The following is a 22,180-nucleotide window of genomic DNA, read 5'->3' on the forward strand; positions in this document are numbered from 1 at the left end:
AATTCGGTTCGGTCAAACTAACTTCTAAAAGCCGAAACGCCCTATTTTTCGTTCTCACTCTTCCTTGTCTACTGGTCTACCTGTCTTCCTTGTCTTGCCTAAACCCCCATCTTAAAAAACCTACCCTTGTGAGGCTCCCCCGGCTCCCCCAGCTCCCCCATCTCCCCATCAAACACTCACATCAGCAACCGATTTAAACCGAGCAGTCTCGGCTAAAGCTGGGTTTACTCCAAACCAACGACCCAAGTCATCGCGGTATTCATAGACAAACATACTGCGTAGCAGAGTTTGATATTCTTTTTCCCCGCGAATGGACTGCTGCTGAACCACCTGAAAGAGTAACTGCCATTCCGCATCCTCAACCGCTAACGCCAGATCGTCCCGGTATCCCTTAATCACACTCTCTAAGCATTCGCGAGAAAAGGGTGGATCTTCTTGTTGCAGGCAGTTATACAGCAGTCCCAACAAGTTGCGAATGTGACCCCCACTAATCCGACAGATGCGATCCAGAGTTTCGGGACTGTCAAAAACCTCTGGGATTAAATTTAAGCGATCTTCCGGAGCAACCTGGGGAAACGCACGGGCTAAAACCAGTTGTCGGAGTAAAGCCATTCCTTGAGGGAATTCACGACCATCTCGATACCAGATTGGTACCATAGGCAACACTTTGGGAGCAACACCCCCGCCCAAGCGATTCTTCAGAGTTTCATACTCGTTAGAGAACATCAGCGCTAAGGGGATGGTATAAACCAGATGACAGCGTAAGCGTCGCAATTGAGAGCCGCGATCGATAAACAGATACTCAGGCTGCGATCGCCCCGCATGAACGGGTCGGGGATCAACGCGATCCAAGTTGTCTATAATTACGACTAATCCTTGTTTACCTCGTTGTTTGAGCTTTTTAATCGCAGGTTCAATGATTTCAGTATTAATCGCCTGCAAAATCCCTTGAGTACGAGGCTCTAGGTGCTGTCTAAGCTGTTCGCGCAATTGAGGACTATCTTTGGTTCTGGCTGTTACCTTGGCAATACCGACGGACAGTTCAGCCGCTACATCCACATCGATAGGCGTCTGTAAAAAATCATTAATCTCATTGAAGAGTTTGTTAAAGTACCGGGGTTGGAGACGAATCCCGATCGCTTCGAGATTTTCACTCACCGAGCGAGCGATACTGAGCAAAATATCGCTAATATCAACATCTGCCATGTCCAAGTCTTGAGAGGACTCAAAATAGACAACGTGAAATTGTTCCGCCTCTAACTGAGCCTTCAAGCGAAACAATTCTGTAGACTTACCACAGCCAATATGTCCGGTAAAAAGCTGACAGGTAGGTTCATCCGGCGAAAGTCGTGCGATCGTGCGTCCTAAGGCTTCAATAATTTTGCCGCCCCGCACAGACGAAAAATTAATATAGTACTGACGATCCTCTGGATTGCCCATCACTAGAGTTCTAGCTGGGTTACAAGCTTTGAAAAAAGTAGGTAGATGCAGTTTCATAAAGCAAGACTCTTGAGTCACCTGATTCAAGTAGAGCGTAAATCATTGACCGAACCCTTATACGTAGGGGTAATACCCCCTTTAGGGTCTAATAGCTTGGATTTGATCCCTCAGGTAGAGTAGAGGGTGAGAGAGATGGGGAAGGTGAGGGAGATGGGGAAGGTGAGGGAGATGGGGAAGGTGAGGGAGATGGGGAAGATGGGGAAGATAGGGAAGATGGGGGAGATGGGGAGGTTTTTCCCCCTTGTCTACTTTCCTTACTTATCCTCCTTGTCTTGTCCCCACCCTAAAATAAAAAACCTACACCTGTCAGGAATTGTAGGGGCGGGTTTCACTATTATCGTTGGAAATGGTGCGTTACGCTTCGCTAACGCACCCTACACCCGCCCCGACTGTACGTAGCTTGCTTCTCAAGGGAGCGAGTATGACGAATGACATAAGACAAATGACGAATGACGAATAACATTGCATCAGTTTCCCAAGCCCAAATCAGTAATCGGCGACAACAGCTAAAACGTGCCCGCCGAGTTAAATTTTTTCAGGCGCTGTGGCGATCGCTTATGGTAGGCGGTATGGCTAGCGGTTTGATTTGGGCGATTACCTTACCCGATTGGGTAATTCGCCAACCGGAACAAATTGACATTGAGGGCAATCAATTTCTCTCAACTCAGGCGATTCGATCGCTGCTCCCCTTATCCTATCCTCAATCACTCTGGCGAGTGGAACCCCAAGCGATCGCAGAGTCTCTCGAAGATGCTGCACCCATTGCTGAAGCGACAGTAACTCGTCAACTTATGCCTCCGGGGTTGATCATTCAAGTCCAAGAACGCCAACCTGTTGCGATCGCCCAAGGGCAAACTCAGACAACCTCAGAACCGGGTTTTTTGGATGAACGAGGCGTCTGGATGCCCCAGAGTAGCTATCGTTCTCTCAAAGCCAATGTCGAGTTACCCACGCTGCAAGTGCGGGGTCAGAATGAACACTATCGTCCATACTGGTCGCAAGTGTATCCAGTTGTCCATCACTCTCCCGTTAAAGTCCTAGAGATTGATTGGCGCAACCCAGCCAATTTAATCTTGAAAACCGAATTAGGAAATGTGCATCTAGGATCGGATAGTTCCCAATTGGCGGAACAACTGGCAGTTTTGGATCGCATGAGACAATTACCCACTCAGCTTCAACCTAGTCAAATCGCCTATATTGATCTCAAAAACCCAGACCGTCCGGTGATTCAGATGAATACGGCAAGTGAAACCCCTAAACCGGATCATGACTAACCCTAGCGGTAATAGTGGTATAAAAGAAAATTCAGCGATGCCCATTTTGGCAACTCTTGAGGAGAGTACCCTTCAAGAGTATTTACAACAAACCGGGGTGTTCGTTGGTTTTTCAATCGACTTACCCTATAGTTGACTCAGATTGTTACATATAACTGATAAAGTTGATTATCAACCCTGACCTATTCCAATGACGCTTAATAGTAAACTAGGGCTTGTCCATCAAAGCTCTCCGATAACGCTGAATACCGATCTTTCAGTTGGAGCGGAGAATACCCATCCCTTCAGCAACTCTGGGTTGCAGTTTAGTCAACCCCATGATTATGATTCCAAAGGGATTCCCAGGGAAGACGCGAGGAGCGACAACATTTTGCCAGGTAATGTTGCCAGAATTAAAGTGGTTGGTGTTGGTGGTGGCGGCGGCAATGCCGTCAACCGCATGATTGCCAGTGAAGTGGCTGGGATCGAGTTTTGGTCAATTAATACCGATTCTCAAGCCCTTTCTCAAAACTCCGCCGCCAAACGCTTGCAGGTGGGTCAGAAGTTGACACGGGGACTCGGTGCGGGGGGAAATCCTGCCATTGGTCAAAAAGCAGCAGAAGAATCTCGCGATGAAATTGCCCAAGCCCTAGCCGAGTCTGATTTGGTTTTTATTACAGCCGGGATGGGCGGCGGTACAGGAACGGGTGCGGCACCAATTGTGGCAGAAATCGCCAAAGAAATGGGCGCGTTAACGGTGGGCGTAGTCACTCGTCCGTTTACCTTTGAAGGACGCCGCCGCACGTCTCAAGCGGAGGAAGGGATTGCCGCACTGCAAAGTCGCGTCGATACTCTGATCGTGATTCCCAATAATAAGCTGTTGTCGGTGATTTCTGAACAAACACCCGTTCAAGATGCGTTTAGAGTTGCCGATGATATCCTGCGTCAAGGTGTACAAGGGATTTCAGATATTATCACCGTTCCAGGGTTAGTGAATGTCGATTTTGCTGATGTGCGAGCTGTTATGGCAGACGCGGGTTCAGCGTTAATGGGAATTGGTGTAGGTTCCGGTAAATCCCGCGCTAGAGAAGCGGCGGTGGCAGCGATTTCATCGCCCCTGCTGGAGTCGTCGGTGGAAGGCGCTAGAGGGGTAGTTTTTAATATTACCGGGGGTAGTGATCTGACGCTACACGAAGTTAATGCGGCGGCGGAAACAATTTACGAGGTGGTTGATCCCAACGCTAATATTATTTTTGGTGCTGTGATTGATGACAGGCTTCAAGGTGAAATTAGAATTACGGTGATTGCCACGGGATTTAGTGGTGAAGTTCCACCGCCCCCACCTGTAGATGAAGTTCCCCGTTATACACGACCGATCACACCGAGACCTAATCCGCCAAACCCTGCACCAGAACCGAAAAGCCGACCGGGACTAGATATTCCCGAATTTTTGCAACGGCGTCGTTTTCCCAGAAGCTAGTACGAGAAGGGAGGGGAGCTGAGGGAGCAGGGGAAGCTGAGGGAGCAGGGGAAGCTGGGGGAGCTGGGGAAGCGAAGTATCAAACCTCAAAACCCATAACTCAAAACTCATAACTGATGCAAGTACCAGTAGCGCTGACAATAGCCGGATCAGATAGCGGCGGTGGGGCAGGAATTCAGGCAGACTTGAAAACCTATGCCTTTCACCGGGTTCATGGTGCGAGTGTCCTGACTTGTGTCACCGCCCAGAATACTCAAGGGGTCAACCGCGTTGATGCTTTGCCAGTCGCCGCCGTTGTTGCTCAAATTGAGGCAGTGGTGGGCGATATGGGGACTCAGGCGACCAAAACAGGCATGTTACTCAACGCCGAGATTATTAATGCTGTAGTGTCTCAGGTTAAGAGTTTCCAGCTTGACCCCCTGGTGGTTGATCCGGTGATGGTATCCCGCACAGGAGACCAACTGATTGATGATCAGGCGGTAACGTCTTTGCGAGAGGGTTTGATTCCTCTGGCAACGATAGTGACACCCAATCGTTATGAAGCTCAATTACTTAGTGGTTTAGAGATTCATACCCTTGATGATATGCGATCAGCTGCCCAACGTATTTATCAACTGGGAGCAAACGCTGTCTTAGTTAAAGGCGGTGCGATGAAGGGTGATCTGTGTGGGGTCGATGTCTGGTTTGATGGTTCTCAGTTCTACACCCTGAAAACGACGTTAATTGAAACCAAGAATAATCACGGCACAGGCTGTACACTCAGTAGTGCGATCGCGGCGAATTTGGCGATGGGCAAAAACCCACTCACCGCCGTGCAGAAGGCAAAGGAATATGTGACAACAGCACTCCAATACGCCCCTACCTAGATCGTTCACTACCCCACCTATGCTCATTCCATAAAAGGTATCCAGTCGCGAATTAAGATGTATTCTAATTCCCCAATTAATCCTTCTATGCAAAATCCGCCAACCGACCGTTATACCCCGTCAACCGCTGCCAATAATTATTGCCCTTCAGTGCCAATCTCTGTATACCGGGAACTGGCGGCTGAGTTACAAGCAGCCCAAGCGATGTTGGATTCCCTCAATGGTCAAAATAAGCAGTTGGTCAAACAAAATCAAAAACTGCGCCAAGAAGTGGAAAAAGTGCTGCAATCGAGCCAACATCTCCAGCAGGTAGTGGATTCATTGACACCCGTCACCGGGGTAGAAATTCCTCGACGCCAATCGATTCCCTCAGAATCCCATCCCATGCCGTCAATCCCTAAATCACCTAAATCACCTAAATCAGCTCCCTCTAGGGTAGGGGTTGAGGTTCCCCCTCCTCATCCCCAGTTAGACCCCCTTTCCTCGCCTTACAGAGAAAGTTTCGTCATTGAACAGGAAGACTCTCGTTCCCGGCGTACATCCGCCTCTGAGGGTCACAGAGAGGTCAATGGTTGGTTTTTAGTCTTAGCCATCGTGTTGATTGTACTCAGTGCCTTTGGTGCAGGTTTTCTGATTGTACGACCCTTATTAAATAACAATCGTTAATTGTCCAATGACATAAGACGAATGACGTAGCTTGCTTCTCGCGAAGCGAGTATGACAAATGACGAATGACGAATTAAAGATTCGTAGAAATTGCCTGAACCGGACAAGTGGGGATACACTGCTCACAGACAATACAACGCGATCGCGTAAAGTTGAGTCGAAAGTCATCGGGATTGAGGGTTAAGGCTTCTGTGGGACACACACCCGTACACAATCCACAATCGACACAACTGGTTTCGTCAATCAAGATTTCCCGGTCAATCAGGGATACATTGATATCGTGCGATCGCATCCACTCAATGGCAGCATCAAGCTGATCGATATCTCCTGAGAGTTCCACCACGAGTTTGCCAATTTGATTGGGGGCAACTTGAGCGCGGATAATATTGGCGGCGACATTGAAATCCTTTGCCAGTCGGTAGGTTACTGGCATTTGGACTGTGCGTTTTGGAAAGGTGAGGGTTAGCCGTTTTTTCATGGTCTTGTTAGCCTATGGACAGCATCATTTTGATGAAAATTGACAAGTTGTAACTTAAATTACGTTAAACATGACCGCGAATTCCCCAGACTCCGGCTCTCCATCTCCCCAGACACCTAAAGCAAGTCTCAGCTCTCGGCTGAGAAATTTTATAATTGCCCTAGTCGCCATCATTCTTGGCGTTGCCCTATTCTTAGGATTACAAACACAGACGGGTTCGGCTTCTCTCGATGCCCAAGCTGAGGAATCCACGCCCCTAGAAGTTGCCATGAGTAATGGCAAGCCAACCTTAATGGAGTTCTATGCTAACTGGTGTACTACTTGTCAAGCCATGGCGCAAGACTTGGGGGAATTGAAACAACAGTACACCGACTCGGTTAATTTTGTGATGCTGAATGTGGATAACAGCAAGTGGTTACCCGAAATTCTCAACTATCGAGTCGATGGTATCCCCCATTTTGTGTTTTTAGACGCCCAAGGCGAAGCCATTGCCCAAACGATTGGGGAACAACCTCGCCCAGTTTTAGAGGCGAACTTAGAAGCATTGGTCGCTGACCTACCATTACCCTATACTCAAGGCGATGGACAAGTCTCTACATTTAAAGCGCCTGTGTCATCGTCAAAGGCGTCTCCAGATGATCCTCGAAGTCATGGCAGTCAGGTTAATTAGTCAGCACCGTTTAACGTGAACGGTTAGGAGCATCATTTGTCCTTTGCCTTATGTCTTATGTAGGAGTTTGAGGGAAACCCTTTCCAAAAAAAAAATCTACCAATAGTAAAGTTTTCGTTACAGAGTTTTGGAGGCAGAGGCTTCACTCTATTATCTTGGAGATGGGAGAGCTATTAGGCTACTAGGAGGATAAGAATGGCAGATCAACACTCCCCAGCCAATTACACCAGCGCAGACTTAGAGAAGGCGGCACTCAGCCGATTTCGTTCTCTTATATCGTTTTTACCTAAAAATTGTAAATTATTTCGAGAACTCTGGAACCGTTCCACAGTATTATGCTTAGACTTTGAAAATTGCCCTAAGCTTCTTGATCAGGTTATGGGTCAATCTTTTTTACTACTACTCGTCGCCCATTACTTAGGATTAGCTGACTCTGTACTTTTCCGAAGAGGTAAAAAGGTAATGGGATGGATGACTATGATGACCTAGCGCATTCATTCAATAAGCCCAGTTAGGAGGTCACGCTGTTGATTAGCAAATCAAGCGTTATGTCAAGATTGGGCAAATTATAACCCTTACACAGGATAAATGGCAAAGGATGTAGCTTGCTTCTTGTCGAGAGCGAGTATGACGATTCCAGTTTGAACTTTAATTGTGTTTTAATTGTGTCCACTGACTTGGGTAATTGCAGAACCTGTAACGATTGCTACTGTGCTGCCTATAAGTTTAATGAACCATAGACTTGAGTTATTTCTGCTGTAGTTTTATGACGCTGATACTTTGGTCAATAACGTTACTCATTGCCTTAATAGCCTTCTACCTCAGCATTAAAGTTACTGAAGAAATAGAACGAGTTGCTGCTGTACTCACTGCATTAATCTGCCTGATATTTTGCTTATTTTTTGCTCCGTTGCCGAATTACCTGGTACTGTTAATGATAATATTGACGTGACGTAAATTAGGTAAAACGTTCAGGAGAAATCATGAATAAGAAGAATCTGCTTCGCAATATTCTCATCGGTACAGGTGTGGCTGCGGTTGGTGGTATTGGGACGAAAATGGCGGTTGATTATTTACGCAACCGAGACCAAGAAGAAGTGGTTGATGAAAGTCAAGAAGAAGCAGAACCTGCATCTGAAGAAGAAGTTGCTTATGCGACAGTCGCCACGGATTCGGTACAAAGTTTTCTCGATGCTAGCTTTGGTGATGAAGGTCGTTATACGCCCACTCGTCCGCCTAAGGTTTTTGAGTATCAGGGACAACAATATATGGTGATTTGGGCTTACGACAATCAGAAAGATAAAAATCAAATGTTGGCGTTTGCTTACACCGATGAAGGGCGGAAAATGATTGCTAGTGTGGGGTATACAGCCGATACGACGGATTATAACGTAAACTTAGAAGATACGCCATTCTGTGTTGATGTAAATGGAGAACAAGTTACATCAGGACAAGGTGAAACCTCTGGCACTGAAGATGTGGATTTTGTTTTAGCTTAAGCTAAATTGAATTGAGTCTAATATTACCAGTTGTGGTAGGATGAGGTGGTTTAAACAACCACCTTATTTAATTTATTTGTCGTTATCCTAAAAATCGAATGACCAGTGATTTACAACCTACCTTAAACGTACAAGCTGCTATTGAACAACGTCGTGCGGCGCGTTCTTTTCGTCCGGATACGATTCCGGAGGCTATTTTAGCAGAAATATTTCGCTTAGGCGTGCGATCGCCCTCCGGTTACAACTTGCAACCCTGGCGATTTGTAGTGGTGCGGGAAGCAGTGAATCGGGAAAAACTCAAAGCCTGTGCCTTTAATCAGCGTCAGGTGGGAGAAGCTCCGGTAATATTAATTTGTTGTGGCGATCGCCGCATCAACCAAAAGGAGTATATTGAGTCTGTGATTCAATTGGGACAAGAAGCTGGTGCAATGAATGACGCCTATGCTGATACACTGCGATCGGCGGTTCCTCAGTTATTTGAAAATAAACCCTGTTTTGACTCTATAGAAGCCTGGACAAATCGTCATACAATGTTAGCTGTGGCGCATTTAATGATTGTGGCAAAAAGTTTTGGCGTCGATACCTGTCCCATGGAAGGATTTACCACTGCACAAGTAAAGGAAGCGTTTAATATTCCGGCAGATGTGGATGTTTGCTGTTTGTTGGCGATGGGATATGCGGCTGAACCGTTTAAAGAATACGGCGGACGCTTTGATGTTAATCAGGTTTTTTATCAAGAAAGTTTTGGCGAATCATAAGTAGTTATTTCTGTCCGGTTAACTAAGTTTCCGAGGGCAGAGGGGGAAAGATAAGATAGTAACAATGGATATAAGAATTCAGTCTCAATCCCTCCCGATTCAAGGAGCAACCATTCATTATCGAGACGCGGGCAATCCGACAGCGCCTTCAGTGCTATTTTTGCATGGCGCAAGTTTTAGTTCCCAGACGTGGCAAGACATTGGCAGTTTAAAATTATTGGCGGAAAACGGATATCGGGCTGTAGCGATTGATTTGCCCGGTTATGGTCAATCTCAGGGAATATCTGGTTCTCCTGAAGTGTTTTTACGGGAATTCATTGAGCAATTAAACCTGCAAAAGCCAATTCTTATTTCTCCTTCCATGAGTGGCAACTATAGCCTGCCATTTCTTGGCAAGCATCCGGACATGTTAAAAGGATTTGTTGCTGTTGCGCCTGTGGGGATTTCTCGATTGAGTTCTCAATTACAACGAATAGAAGTCCCTATCCTAGCAATTTGGGGAAGTAATGATAACATTGTACCCCTGGCACAAGCCGATAAATTACTGCAAGCCATGCCCACTGGAGAAAAAGTTATTTTAGCTGAGGCGGATCATGCTTGTTATATGAACAAAACCGATGAATTTCATCACCATTTGCTTGAGTTTATTCGGGCTAATAGTTAGTGATTCATCGGTAATTACTCTCTGGAAGTCAATGCCTATTTTGAATAAATTACTCGAAATCGAAACGGAGTCAGGAATTACCATCTGTAATGTGACGCCTCACATTGAGAAGCTTTTAGCACAAACCTCTATTCACAATGGACAAATGCTTGTCTTTTCTCGCCATACAACCACAGCTTTAGCGATTAATGAAAATGAACAACGATTGTTAGAGGATATTAAGGTTTATCTGAGAAAATTAGCGCCAGACTCTGACCGCTATTTACATAATGATTTACACCTAAGAGATGTGCCAGACAATGAGCCGATGAATGCTCATTCGCATCTTATGGCAATGACACTGAGTACCAGTGAGGTAATTCCGATTGTTGATGGCAAGTTAGCACTGGGAACCTGGCAATCGGTCTTGTTTTTTGATTTAGATGGTCCGCGAAAACGGACACTATTTGTGCAAATTACTGGGGAGAGGGGATAAGAGTGTTGACTCTTCACGACCTGATATCATCCTCGCTAAGTAGTCGGACAAAAGATAACGACACTGTATTAAGTTTTGTAAATAGCCCTCCAACCTTTACGAAGGACGTAGCTTGCTTCTCAAGGGCAGCGAGTTCTCCACCGTTAGCTTTTATGGTGTCCACCTACTTACCACAACGGGAATCAGCACAGGGCAGTTTGTGTTTATCGGCGGGACAGGGCGTTTCCAGCAAGCGCAAGGTAGTGCAAACTATACAGTGAACCAGGACTCGATTCAGGAGCTTTTGACGTTGTTGCTCAAGGTAGCATCGATTATTAGCTCTTCCGACTACCCATAAGTCTCTGTGACCTAGAGAAATGATATTGTAGAGACGTTGCCTGTAATGTCTCTACTCTCAGAGAGGAAACTTATGCTGACTAAACTACAAACGCGCAAACTGACTAAATTTTTCAGTATGCACGACGCCAAGTTTGATGGCGCTTTAGCTTATCAAGATTTTGAAAATATTATAAAAAAGTTAGCCGCATTAAGACACTGGGGTTCACGCTCCCCTAGGTATCAAATTTTACTAAATAACTGTAATCGCAACTGGGAAGAATTGAAACGAGATGCAGATATAACCCACAATAAAAAAGTTAGCTTAGAAGAATGGTTATCTTATTATTCTATTATTTTAAATGATGAAGAGAAATACCTGCACAACATCCATTTCTTTATGGAATTAGTTTTCGAGGTGTTTGACAAAGATGAAGATGGAAAAATTAGCCAAGCAGAGTGGGCAGGGATTTTAAGTGTTTACAATGTGTCGCCTGTTTATGCTCCACGAGTATTTCCTAAATTAGATACTAATCAGGATGGTTTTTTAAGCAAAGAGGAAGTCCTGCAACTCATTCGTGAGTTTTTCTACAGCGACAATCCAGACATTCCAGCTAACGAGATGTTTGGACCTTATTGATGTAGAGGTGCGGGGGAACAGGGGAGCAAAAGTTTATTGCTGGTACGTAATTGTTTCAGCCGTTAAATCTCTCCTAAACTTTATGACGACAGCTATAATTCAAACTTAAAAACACAGACGTAGCCTGCTACGTCTGTACTTAATTTGTCTATTTTGCCTATCTATCCTAGACAGCGCCGGGTCCTCGACCACGCTCATCTTTTTCCATAGTCAACTCGCCTTGGCGTTCTTCATCGAGTTGTTGCAGTTCTTGGCGGCGTTTAGCCGTCTCTTGTTCTTCTTTTTGGCGCAAGTCACCCGGTTCGTTGACATACATTTCGGGTTCAACGGCAAAGTTATTCACTAAGCCTTCGTTGTCTACGGTATATCCCTCAGTGGTGTTGATACTATCAGGATTAGTTTGCTTTTCTCCCGTAATCTTGGTCTTATAGTTATCTCCTTCCCGTTCATGACGAGCAGCTATTTCCGCCGGAACCAGGTTTCTGTCGTAGTTTTCGTATTTAATTTGCTCTTTTGTTTTAGCTTGGCGATCTGAAGGATTGGTCTGAGTCATAATAAGTCCTCGAAAATCATCAATATGTATGTATTCCACTTTCCAACTTACAGAAGAATTAATTGACGTACATCCCTCTGGCGAGTTAAATTGATTCCACTTTAGAGGTGTTTAGCACAAATGCATCCCTCTATGGGCTTAAACTTTAAACAGTATCGCTTCTTTTCTAGAGATGAGAGAGATGAGTAGAGACGTGCCACGGCACGTCTGGGAGATGGGAGTGGGTTGAGTAACATCAGGCTCAATGACCAATCAGCAGAAACGTGGGGCAATTGGTGATAAAAGTTACAATAGTCCAAAGAGTCGGTCAAAAATAAGGGTTGACGTATCGGACAAGATGTGTGTAAGTAAAAACAACACTTTATTTGCTCTGCCATCCCCGTTTTGACTTATTACTTATTACTTATTACTTGCTCGTAGTTATGTCATCATCTCGAAAGCCGCCTTATATGAGAGACTTTGCTCAGTTTGAGCAACATGTGGCAACGATTTTTCAGAACGAGGGGTGGACTGTTACCACTCCCGACCCCAAGCCGCCAGAGTATGATTTAGTGGTTAGCAAAGAGGGTCAAACGGGTGCGGTTCATCTGAAATGGTTGATCAGTAATGTCCAAAAACCCCAAATCCTACGGTTTTTAGGCTTTTTAGAATCGAAAGCGGGTCAAGACTTAAACTGTGGTTTTTTTATCACGACTAAAGGCTATGGTGCGCCCGCCAATGCTTTAATTCGCTCTTGGGGGTCAGACGCTAAAATCCAATGTGGAATTGCAGCAGACACCCAAATTCTCTGGGTGAATGAGGATGAATTACCGCCGCCCGAACCCCCGAAACCGGGTAAGATTTATGTTGGCGTTTTTACCTGCAAAGGTGGCGTCGGCAAAACGACCGTATCTGCTCATTTAGCGGGTGCATTTGCCCTAGAGGGATTTAATGTGGCGCTCGTCGATTTAGACCCAGAACAAAACCTGCAAAAGCTACTAGGCGATGGGGTGGATGTTCCCCGACCTAGAGGTGTTGGCGCGAGTACCTACATCGCCGTCTATGACTGGCGTGAGTGGCATGAAGATGCCGCGCGGGATTGTAAAGTGGTCGTTTGTGATTGTTCCCCTGCCTTAGAACGTAACCCGAAAGAGCTGGTGAGTCAATTTGACTATTGCATTATTCCCACCACCTTAAATCCCTTGGGACTGAACAAACATGGTCAAGTGATTAAGGATACGGTAAGAGGAATCCGAGAACTTAATCAACAAGCTCACCTATTTGTGCTAGTCAATAATTTCAAATATCCCGGCTCTAAACGGCGATTGCGGTTGCTCCGAGATACGTTTTTGAATACGTATAATGAGGTCAAAGCCATCGATCATAAGTTTCACTGCATTGATCCCAAATACGCTTGTATTCGCTCTAGTGATCAATTGTATTATTGGGGGATTCATTTACTGGAAAATCCCGACGAAGCCCGCAGCGAGTTAGCGTTTAAACTGGTGGGCGGAATTTGTTATCCCCGCGATGATTTTATTAACCTTGCCGATTATATTGAACGGGAAGCGGGGTTAGGGATTCTCCGGAATTAAGAGCAGGGGGGGCAATGTAGAGACGTAGCATGCTACGTCTGAGAGCAGGGGAAGCAGAGGTAGCAGGGGGAGAGAATTTACCAAAGACGAATGACAAATGACGAATGACAAATGACGAATGACATTTGCTGTCAACGCAAAGAAAGACTACAGAGAGTAGCCGAGCGATCGCATAACCTGGTAAATCTGTACTCAACCCTATTTGGGGTTTAGCTGTAAATTTATAAGATTGCGATGACGACTAACGCGAAATACGTCCTAGCCCTTGATCTCGGTACCACGGGGAACCGAGCCATTCTATTTGACAAACAAGGTGCGATCGCGGGACAAGTTTATCAGGAATTCACCCAGCATTACCCCCAACCCGGTTGGTTGGAACATGATCCCCAGGAAATTTGGCGGGATACTCGCGACTGTATGCAGCAAGTCTTAAAGGATAAGGGGGTGTCAGCTTCAGAGATTGCGGCGATTGGTTTAACCGTACAGCGCGAAACCTGTTTACTCTGGGATAAAACCACAGGGGAACCCTTGCATAATGCGATCGTTTGGCAGGATCGACGCACGGCGACTCGATGTCGGGATTTAACCCAACAGGGGCATGATGCGGATATTCAAGAACGCACGGGATTAGTCCTAGATGCCTATTTCTCAGCCACGAAGTTAGAATGGCTGCTGAATTGGGTGCGCCAGGAAAAACCGGATACGAATTTCGATAATGTTTTAGCAGGCACCATTGATACCTGGATTCTCTGGAATCTCACCGGGGGCAAAGTCCACGTTACGGATCACAGTAATGCCAGCCGCACCATGCTGATGAATCTCGCTAATCAGGATTGGGATCACAGCCTTCTGGATTTATTTGGCATTCCGGCTCAGATTTTGCCCAAAATTCAACCCAGTATGGGACTGTTTGGCAAAACGGAACCCAGTTTGTTAGGGGAAGAAATTCCGATTATGGCGATTTTCGGTGACCAACAAGCGGCGCTGTTTGCCCACGGTTGCGATCGCCCGGGTATGCTCAAATGTACTTATGGTACAGGTTGCTTCTTGATTTCCTATACGGGCAAAGAACTGACGCGATCAGGCAATCGACTCCTTTCCACCGTCGCCTGGACAAATGCGGCAAATGGCAGTGGCACTGATGTAGCTTTTGCCCTAGAAGGGGCAATGTTCACCACCGGGGCTTGTATTCAGTGGCTGCGAGATGGTTTACAACTGATTGAGTCGGCTGCCGAAACTGAACCCCTAGCCCGTCAAGTCGAGGATACCAATGGCATCTATTTTGTGCCCGCCCTCAGTGGTTTGGGTGCCCCCCACTGGGATATGAGTGCCAGAGGTGCATTCCTCGGTATTACAGGCGGTGTCAAGCGGGAACACATGGTACGGGCGGTATTGGAATCAATCGCCTATCAAGTCCGAGAAGTCGTTGATGCCATGAACAAAGATGGCGACACCCCCATCGAACTCCTGAAAGTAGACGGTGGTGCGTCTCAGAATGACTTCTTAATGCAGTTTCAAGCCGATGTCCTCAACATTCCCGTCGAACGCCCCGCCGTTCTTGATGCGACAGCGCAAGGTGCGGCATTTGGTGCAGGGTTAACCGTTGGGTTCTGGGATGATTACCATAAGCTCGTTACCCAAACCGCCATCGAACGGACATTTGAACCGGGAGAAGGGGCAAAAGCTGCCCAGAATAATTTTATCGATTGGCAGAAAGCCGTTGAACGCGCCAAGAATTGGGTGGAGTGACATCTTCCCACAGCGGAATCTCTGATTCACCTGAGGGGGTGACAAGGGACTTGAGGGTACTACTGGGTGTAGGGTGTAGGGTGTAGGGTGTAGGGTGTAGGGTGTAGGGTGTAGGGTGTAGGGAAAAATTGGCGCTTCGACTCCGCGAGGGCATCAACACCGAATTTCGACAGGCTCAATTGCCGCGGAGTCGAGGTGTTGAACTTTACTCAGGAAGTCACCAAAATTGTTTATTCGTTGGCTCGCTTGGAGAGCGCTCGCTCCTTACCCTATCTCATCTTAGGGGCTTTTCTTTTGTGTTTCTCTACGATTTTCCCCACACCCCACACCCCACACCCCATACCCCACACCCTGCCTACCTTTGACGCGAGCTTGTCACCCCTTCAACTGATTCAACTTACTTAGGCTTCCCCGCCCTCACAGTCGGCGGGGTGGTTCATGTCTAAGTACAAATCATCGAACTTAATTATAAATATAACTAATGCTGATTGATCAGGGGTTTAATCCGTCAATAGCTCTAATCAAAAATCCGGTAAACCCTTGTCAACACCGTCATTGACTGGGATAATCATGCCGCACATATCTGGACACTAACGGCTTGATGGACATATAAGAATAACTGATTTAATATTCAATTAACACTTTCATTCCTAATCCTGTTTAAACTTTTTAACTTTTTTTCGTAGTATCAGAAGTGAAGCAGAAAAAGTTGCTCCAACCCGCTTAGGCTAGTTGGAGTATACTACAGCACAATTTATTCTGCTGTTTCAGACTAATAGAGAGGAACACAAATGGCAAGTTACAAAGTCACCTTAAAGAGCGAAGCTGAAGGTTTGGATACAACTATTGAAGTACCTGATGACGAGTACATTCTCGATGTGGCGGAAGAACAGGGTATTGATTTGCCCTATTCTTGCCGTGCTGGTGCTTGTTCGACCTGCGCTGGTAAACTCGTCAATGGTGAAATTGATCAGTCTGACCAGTCTTTCTTAGATGATGATCAGATTGAAGCTGGATATATTTTGACCTGTGTAGCTTATCCTAAATCTGACTGCACCATCGTCACTCACCAAGAAGAAGAACTGTACTAATTCTGTCAATATTGTTCAGGCGTTAACTCAATCGCCTAATCCATCAATAAGCCTGCTAACTATGTTAGTAGGGAAAGCAGGAACACAAAAAAACGGTGTTCCTGCTTAAAGTATATATAGCGTTTTCATTTGCGATGTGGAACTCACGATAGTAGACAAAGGGAATAGGGAATAGGAAACAGAAAACAGTCAGAAAGAGGGACAGGTGTTTTTTTATTGAGAAATTAGCATTGGATTCCATAAATGATTTGGAATTACTCTAGAAGAAGACACCACTTTCCCCTACATGAGGTGAGGATAAAAACCGTATTATTTTCGCTGTCAGCCAGACTTAGGTCAAGCTGTAGAGAGACTAAAACATCTCCAAACAGCCACCCATGAACCATCAACAATGAACAATTGTTTACCCTCCCAGTTGTAACTGTGTTTCTGTTCTGGAATGAGGTATTGCTTGAGGAATTGGTAACTCCAGGCTTCTCGGTGATTTCTTCTTAAGTTGCTGGAGTTGTTTTCGACTCGCTTTATCTTTGTTAATAAAACGGTTATTGAGAGTTTGAATCTCCTGGAATTCACTGTCGGCGGACTTAAATAACCACTTATCATCCGAGTCAAAGTCAAACATCGAGGTTAAGTGACATTGAGTAGGATGACTATATCGCATACATCCGCTATCAGAAGAGTTGACATCGCAAAAAGGGCATTGAATTTGGGAACACGTATTCATAGTAGGCTGTGACATAGGTGAATTTTTCTTCAACCTCAACAGGCACGGAAATCAAGACATTTCATCCTTACCTTAACATTTCTAGACTCATTAAGTGAGGCTTAGGTTCCGATGTCCTCAAGTCTGCTGCCATAGACTTCCCCTAGGGGGGATAGCCGTAAATCACTTATTCTATAAAAATTTCATGAACATCCCCCCGGTTGGGGTGTGCCTATAAGGGCTTGTAATCCCTTGCCTTCATGGAAGATTCACAGAATTTTACCGTTATTTTTACTCAGGCTTTAAATAAATTTTTACAGTCAATTATTCTTCTGAGCAATTAAATTAAAATGCCTCAATTATTCTCTCAAGCTATTAAATTAACTGGGAAAACTTGATGTTCAATTAAAAGCCTTAATCATTTTCTTTTGTGACTATAAACTCTAAAAAAGTAACAAGGGCTACCGAATACTCCCCATTATAACTCTTACTTTTAACAAAAATTGGCTGAATAAAGGTGAGGAAGATGGCAAAATTCGGGAAGCAGTCAATTGATCCTCCTCATTTAGAGGTTAAAAAGTTATGAGAACACTGTTCCCTGTTCTCTTCCCTCACCACAATAGTGATTCAGCAACCCCTAAGCTAAAAAACTGGATAAACTAGGTACATCTACCCAACTGTTCTCTTGATGCGATTGATGGGTTAAATCCATTAATAATTGGGAATAGACGCCTTCCGCTAGCGAAGGACTTTGATGTTTATCCGCATCAATACTTTGTACCCACTGATCCACAACCCGAATAAAGGGTGCTAAACGTCCATCCGGGTAAACTTGGGGAAATGCTAGTCGTTTAGGAATGTCTACTTCTGACAGCGATTCTCCAGCCGAGGCTGCCCAAAGCTGAAATCCATGGACATAATCGTTTTGGTTGGAACTGCCCAAAACTAACGTTCCGCGATCGCCATAGACTTCGACAAAATGCCCCCGCCCATTATAAGTAACGGAACTGATGCAAAGTTGGCAAGGTGTACCATCGGCTAATTCCAGCATCAGCAGACAGGTATCATCGGCGTCCACGGGTTTCAGTTTCCCTCCTTCACTGGGATCAGGACGTTCTGGAATTGCCGTACTCATTTGGGCGCACAACCGACGCACCGAACCAAACAACCAATTAATGTAATCAAACGAATGAGACGCCACAGCACCTAATGCACCGCCGCCCTTTTCTTTTTGGGCGTACCAGTTCCAAGCCCGTTGCGCGTTGGCACGGCTGGAGACTAACCAGTCAATTTTAATCAGACGCTTCTGACCAACATAGCCGGATTCTAAGTGTTCTGCCAAGAGTTGCCATGGGGGAACAAAGCGAAACTCAAAATCTGGCATAGCTACAACCCCTTGCTTCTTGGCGAGGTGATAGAGATCTCGCGTCTCGGTGGCTGAGAGGGTCATTGGTTTTTCCAATAACAGATGTTTTCCGGCTTGCAACACCTGCTGCGCCATGTCGTAGTGGAGAAAGGGTGGTGTAGAAATGCTCACCGCTTGGACCTCTGGCATCGCTAGTATATCCTCCAGGCGATCGCTCGCTTGGGGAATATTATGAGATTCAGCTACCGCCTTGGCTTTATCCAAATGCGGATTATAAACCGCTACCACCTGTGTGCGAGGGTGAATCTGAAAACCTGGGATATGAATTTTCTGTCCAAATCCGGTACCGATTACAGCAACTCCAATTTGATTTGTCATTTGTTGTTCGTCTTATGTCATTCGTCTTATGTCATTCGTCTTATGTCATTCGTCTTATGTCATTCGTCTTATGTCCTCAGACAAGCAAGAAAGAGGGAATGCAAATGATCGGTGATCACTCATATATTACGAGTTCCTTGGGTTTTCAACCCAGGCAATCACGTCTTTGCCTAAGCACGTACCATTAAGTTGGTCAATCTCACGGATACCCGTGGGACTGGTAACATTCACCTCGGTGAGATAGCCACCAATGACATCGATTCCCACAAAATACAAACCATCTTGTTGCAACTGTGGCTTGAGTAAAGCGCAAATTTTTTGCTCTTGCGGTGTAATTTCTGTCGCTGCCACTCGACCCCCAACTGCCATGTTGCCGCGAAATTCGCTGCCTGTAGGAATGCAATTGACTGCCCCAATCGGGTCACCATTGAGGAGGATGATCCGCTTGTCTCCCTCTTTAGCCGCCGGAAGATAAGTTTGCACCATGACGGGTTCATATCCCCATTTAGTGCTAATTTCGACTAGGGAATTAAAGTTGCGATCGCCTGCTTCTAGAAACAAAATCCCTTCCCCAGCTTTACCGCCCAAGGGTTTAAGCACGGCTGCTCCTTGTTTCTCGACGAATTTCTGGATGGTCAACTTATCCTGGCTAACAATAGTTTCAGGAATCACTTCCTTAAACTGTAGGGCATACATTTTCTCGTTCGCCCGTCGCAAACCCGTTGGCGTATTGATAACCTGAGTCTTTTTGGGGTTGATGTAATCAAGAATGTACGTCGCATAGAGGTAGGGAATTGTCACGGGGGGGTCAGTCCGCATAAAAACGGCATCCATATCCTCTAATGGAAGGGACACCGTATCCGAGATAGCGTACCAGCGTTCACTGACCACCCAACGCCCCTCAACGAGTTCGGCTGGGGTTAGCTGGACTTTCTCCAGATTTGCCCACGCTTGATTATTGACAACTGTTAGCTTTTGAGCCTGAGTAATCCAAACGTCATGACCTAAGGCTTGAGCAGCTTCCATGAGTGCCACACTCGTATCATGACTGGGATTAAGCTTTGAGAGCGGGTCAATGATAAACGCAAATTTCACGCTGGAATCCTACCTCGGTGATTAATAATCAAGTTGCGGCTAATAGTACCATTTTGGGGTTTGTAGGGGCGGGTTTAGGGACTTTCGTTTCACTATTGACGATAACGTTGGTTCAAAACCCGCCCCCAGCTTCCCCAGCTCCCCCAGCTTCCCCAGCTCCCCCAGCTTCCCCAGCTCCCCCAGCTCCCAGAACTCCCCTATCAATGACTCGCCCCTGCTCCGTCTTGCAGTAAGGTATCTAGTTCACCTTGTAGTTCTAACCCATACAGGTCGTCGCAACCCCCAATATGGTGGTCATTGATAAAAATTTGTGGCAAAGAACGGCGTCCATTTGCCCGTTGTGCCATTTGCTCTCGCGCCTGTTCATCACCATCGATACAATATTCGGTAAAGTTAATGCCCTTTTCATTGAGCAACCCTTTAGCCCGCATACAATAGGGGCAGCGGCTCCAGGTATAAATTTCGACCTTGGGTTCCATTCTCTTTTCTCAACGTCAGCAACATTTCTTAAATTTTAGCTTTCTTCGCCGGAACGTCTGCACAAAGTCATTAAGTCATTCAAGCTCAACTTGAGCTAAAACGTGATCAAAATCACATATTGGTGTTGCCTCAAATGCCTAACAAGTTTAGCTAAACTTGTTAGGCTGTGGAAAACAGTAGGTATAAACTAGAGGTAAAGCATCTCAGACCTGATGCTAATCCGTGAGGAGCTAGCATCAGATATAGTAGCTAGACCCCTTAACCTAAAAAGGAACTGGATCGCTCCCGTGCAACTACCTCCCTCAGACCACTACTGCTGAATAGCCTCGAATGTTCACCAACCTTGCCCTAAAAGGGACAAGGATTGACCAAGCCAGTTTGGACAACGTAAGAGGTGAATAGCTTTTTGAGCCTAGTCCTGGCACAGACTTCCGAATACTTCCCTAGTTCGGACTATCTCTAAGCCTAATTGGTTAGGCGTTGGGTAATGCCAAGACATCTTGGACTAGGTGAGCGAAGGGACTTATTACAGGTTTTGCTGGTTCCTGGGATTATATCCATTTAAAAACCAGCATTTAATTGTAAAGCTGTCTTATAAAGACAGGGTTTCAGACCCAAAAGAGTTTCGATGAGCGGTGTGAGCAACTCAAAAGCGTCGGGAACGGATTTATCGCGATCGCGGAAGTTATTCCCTGGTGATAAATTCCGCAGACGTTACATGTTACTTGACGTCCCTAAGCTCATCCATCCACAATCAAAACAACTGGTTCAAATCAGCTTAAACAAAAAAACTCCTAAATTACCATGACTATTCTATTTAAATCTCTCCGGGAGTTTTATTGGGTTGCCTACCGCTAGCAAGGATATGTTGATGATTACTCCGGGTCGGTGGAGATGTTAAGACTGTGGAAATTGGATGAAAAAGACTCCTCATCAACCTGAAAACACTAACAAATGGACTGTCTGAAAAAGCCTGCAAGGAAAAATTATGTCTAGTCAGCACAACGGATTCACAATTCACTTTTGGGGCGTTAGAGGAAGTATTGCCTGTCCGGGTCCAGAAACGGTTCGCTATGGCGGAAATACTCCTTGTGTGGAAATGCGAGTGGGTAGAGAACGATTAATTTTTGATGGGGGTACAGGCTTGCGGGTGTTGGGACAGTCCATGCTGTCACAAATGCCAGTGGAGGCTCATCTGTTTTTCACCCACTCCCACTGGGATCATATTCAAGGGTTTCCGTTTTTTGTGCCCGCGTTTATCAAAAGCAATCGTTTCCGTATCTATGGAGCGATCGCGCCCAATGGTTCCACGATTAAGCAACGCCTCACCGACCAAATGCTCCATCCCAATTTTCCTGTCCCGTTGCAAGTCATGCAAGCTGATTTGCAGTTCTATGACCTAGAGGTTGGTGAAAGCGTTGAGCTGGGCGAGATTACCGTCGAAAATACCCTGCTCAATCATCCCGGTGAAGCGGTGGGATATCGGGTGAATTGGCGGGGACATGCAGCCGCCTACATTACCGATACCGAACATAGACCTAGTGGTTTAGATGAAAATATCTTAAAACTGATTCAAGATGTGGATGTGCTGATCTACGACGCCACCTACACGGATACCGAATATTATTCTCCGGCAACTAGCAAAGTGGGGTGGGGTCATTCGACTTGGCAAGAAGGGATTAAGTTAGCCAAAGCCGCTAACGTGAAAACTCTGGTTATCTTTCACCACGATCCGTTACACAACGATGATTTCTTGGATCGAATTGGGGAAGAAGCCATTCAACACTTTCGCAATACCGTTATGGCTCGTGAAGGCTTGTCCATTTCTTTGGTGGAGTCGGCTGTCTCCGATCCAGTACCTCTGCAACAAGAGGCAAAAGCTTCGATTCGATAATATCCCCGACTTTATCCCTCCTACCCGATCCCT

Annotated in this window: 23 protein-coding genes; 16 read left to right on the forward strand and 7 right to left on the reverse strand. The window is 45.8% G+C overall.

The features are described 5' to 3' along the window. Positions 1-168 precede the first annotated feature (168 nt). Complete coding sequence (locus tag RIG66_RS24395; protein ID WP_446381284.1) at positions 169-1,497, reverse strand: P-loop NTPase fold protein; 1,329 nt, start codon at positions 1,495-1,497, stop codon at positions 169-171. Between the two features lie 452 nt (positions 1,498-1,949). Here RIG66_RS24395 and RIG66_RS24400 point away from each other — a divergent pair, with 452 nt between their 5' ends. The 5 genes from RIG66_RS24400 (at position 1,950) to RIG66_RS24420 (ending at position 5,765) form a co-directional block, all read left to right on the forward strand. Further along, positions 1,950-2,774, forward strand: a complete 825-nt coding sequence (locus tag RIG66_RS24400) for a cell division protein FtsQ/DivIB (RefSeq protein ID WP_446381285.1) — start codon at positions 1,950-1,952, stop codon at positions 2,772-2,774. Beyond that, positions 2,767-2,910, forward strand: a complete 144-nt coding sequence (locus RIG66_RS24405; RefSeq protein WP_446381286.1) for a hypothetical protein — start codon at positions 2,767-2,769, stop codon at positions 2,908-2,910. Before RIG66_RS24400 ends, RIG66_RS24405 begins: the two co-directional genes overlap by 8 nt. Before the next feature lie 54 nt (positions 2,911-2,964). Then, positions 2,965-4,233: a cell division protein FtsZ gene (gene ftsZ / locus RIG66_RS24410; RefSeq protein ID WP_446381287.1), complete on the forward strand. Its 1,269-nt coding sequence runs from the start codon at positions 2,965-2,967 to the stop codon at positions 4,231-4,233. A gap of 116 nt (positions 4,234-4,349) precedes the next feature. Further along, positions 4,350-5,099: a bifunctional hydroxymethylpyrimidine kinase/phosphomethylpyrimidine kinase gene (gene thiD, locus RIG66_RS24415; RefSeq protein ID WP_446381288.1), complete on the forward strand. Its 750-nt coding sequence runs from the start codon at positions 4,350-4,352 to the stop codon at positions 5,097-5,099. An 87-nt stretch (positions 5,100-5,186) separates the two neighbouring features. Next, entirely contained in the window at positions 5,187-5,765 is a 579-nt protein-coding gene (locus RIG66_RS24420; RefSeq protein ID WP_446381289.1) for a hypothetical protein, read from the forward strand. A 73-nt stretch (positions 5,766-5,838) separates the two neighbouring features. Here the strand turns inward: RIG66_RS24420 and RIG66_RS24425 are convergent, their stop codons facing one another. Then, positions 5,839-6,243, reverse strand: coding sequence for an NIL domain-containing protein (locus RIG66_RS24425; RefSeq protein WP_006106245.1), 405 nt, complete (start codon positions 6,241-6,243; stop codon positions 5,839-5,841). Between the two features lie 70 nt (positions 6,244-6,313). On the opposite strand from RIG66_RS24425, the gene RIG66_RS24430 reads away from it, so the two are divergent. The 7 genes from RIG66_RS24430 (at position 6,314) to RIG66_RS24460 (ending at position 11,264) form a co-directional block, all read left to right on the forward strand. Then, positions 6,314-6,913, forward strand: a complete 600-nt coding sequence (locus tag RIG66_RS24430; protein ID WP_446381290.1) for a thioredoxin family protein — start codon at positions 6,314-6,316, stop codon at positions 6,911-6,913. Between the two features lie 195 nt (positions 6,914-7,108). After that, positions 7,109-7,402: a hypothetical protein gene (locus tag RIG66_RS24435; RefSeq protein ID WP_446381291.1), complete on the forward strand. Its 294-nt coding sequence runs from the start codon at positions 7,109-7,111 to the stop codon at positions 7,400-7,402. Positions 7,403-7,896: 494 nt separating this feature from the next. After that, positions 7,897-8,412, forward strand: a complete 516-nt coding sequence (locus tag RIG66_RS24440) for a hypothetical protein (RefSeq protein ID WP_446381292.1) — start codon at positions 7,897-7,899, stop codon at positions 8,410-8,412. Between the two features lie 98 nt (positions 8,413-8,510). Beyond that, positions 8,511-9,170, forward strand: a complete 660-nt coding sequence (locus tag RIG66_RS24445) for a nitroreductase family protein (protein WP_446381293.1) — start codon at positions 8,511-8,513, stop codon at positions 9,168-9,170. 64 nt (positions 9,171-9,234) lie between these two features. Further along, positions 9,235-9,834 (forward strand): alpha/beta fold hydrolase, encoded by a 600-nt coding sequence (locus RIG66_RS24450; RefSeq protein WP_446381294.1) that lies wholly within the window; start codon positions 9,235-9,237, stop codon positions 9,832-9,834. 31 nt (positions 9,835-9,865) lie between these two features. Next, a complete protein-coding gene (locus RIG66_RS24455) occupies positions 9,866-10,309 on the forward strand; it encodes a secondary thiamine-phosphate synthase enzyme YjbQ (RefSeq protein WP_446381295.1) in 444 nt (147 codons plus the stop codon). Between the two features lie 409 nt (positions 10,310-10,718). Continuing rightward, entirely contained in the window at positions 10,719-11,264 is a 546-nt protein-coding gene (locus tag RIG66_RS24460; protein ID WP_446381296.1) for an EF-hand domain-containing protein, read from the forward strand. A gap of 166 nt (positions 11,265-11,430) precedes the next feature. On the opposite strand, the gene RIG66_RS24465 is transcribed toward RIG66_RS24460, so the two are convergent. Continuing rightward, complete coding sequence (locus RIG66_RS24465) at positions 11,431-11,817, reverse strand: hypothetical protein (RefSeq protein ID WP_446381297.1); 387 nt, start codon at positions 11,815-11,817, stop codon at positions 11,431-11,433. Positions 11,818-12,239: 422 nt separating this feature from the next. On the opposite strand from RIG66_RS24465, the gene RIG66_RS24470 reads away from it, so the two are divergent. From RIG66_RS24470 to RIG66_RS24480, 3 genes are all read left to right on the forward strand, one after another. Further along, entirely contained in the window at positions 12,240-13,391 is a 1,152-nt protein-coding gene (locus RIG66_RS24470) for a nucleotide-binding protein (RefSeq protein ID WP_446381298.1), read from the forward strand. A 234-nt stretch (positions 13,392-13,625) separates the two neighbouring features. Beyond that, positions 13,626-15,140 carry a glycerol kinase GlpK gene (glpK, locus tag RIG66_RS24475; protein ID WP_446381299.1) on the forward strand — a complete coding sequence of 505 codons (1,515 nt, stop codon included), beginning with the start codon at positions 13,626-13,628 and terminating at the stop codon, positions 15,138-15,140. Between the two features lie 791 nt (positions 15,141-15,931). Further along, positions 15,932-16,231, forward strand: coding sequence for a ferredoxin (locus RIG66_RS24480; protein WP_446381300.1), 300 nt, complete (start codon positions 15,932-15,934; stop codon positions 16,229-16,231). A 403-nt stretch (positions 16,232-16,634) separates the two neighbouring features. Here the strand turns inward: RIG66_RS24480 and RIG66_RS24485 are convergent, their stop codons facing one another. From RIG66_RS24485 to grxC, 4 genes are all read right to left on the reverse strand, one after another. Further along, on the reverse strand, positions 16,635-16,892 hold the full coding sequence (locus tag RIG66_RS24485; RefSeq protein WP_446381301.1) for a hypothetical protein: 258 nt from the start codon (positions 16,890-16,892) through the stop codon (positions 16,635-16,637). A 679-nt stretch (positions 16,893-17,571) separates the two neighbouring features. Further along, on the reverse strand, positions 17,572-18,678 hold the full coding sequence (locus RIG66_RS24490; protein ID WP_446381302.1) for a Gfo/Idh/MocA family protein: 1,107 nt from the start codon (positions 18,676-18,678) through the stop codon (positions 17,572-17,574). Positions 18,679-18,804: 126 nt separating this feature from the next. Then, on the reverse strand, positions 18,805-19,773 hold the full coding sequence (gshB, locus tag RIG66_RS24495) for a glutathione synthase (protein ID WP_446381303.1): 969 nt from the start codon (positions 19,771-19,773) through the stop codon (positions 18,805-18,807). A 200-nt stretch (positions 19,774-19,973) separates the two neighbouring features. Continuing rightward, positions 19,974-20,252: a glutaredoxin 3 gene (gene grxC / locus RIG66_RS24500; protein ID WP_006106260.1), complete on the reverse strand. Its 279-nt coding sequence runs from the start codon at positions 20,250-20,252 to the stop codon at positions 19,974-19,976. Between the two features lie 989 nt (positions 20,253-21,241). On the opposite strand from grxC, the gene RIG66_RS24505 reads away from it, so the two are divergent. Further along, positions 21,242-22,147, forward strand: a complete 906-nt coding sequence (locus tag RIG66_RS24505; RefSeq protein ID WP_006106272.1) for an MBL fold metallo-hydrolase — start codon at positions 21,242-21,244, stop codon at positions 22,145-22,147. The last annotated feature ends 33 nt before the right edge of the window (positions 22,148-22,180 follow it).

Origin of the sequence: Coleofasciculus sp. E2-BRE-01 (assembly GCF_040221695.1) — a bacterium.
Taxonomy (GTDB): domain Bacteria; phylum Cyanobacteriota; class Cyanobacteriia; order Cyanobacteriales; family Coleofasciculaceae; genus Coleofasciculus.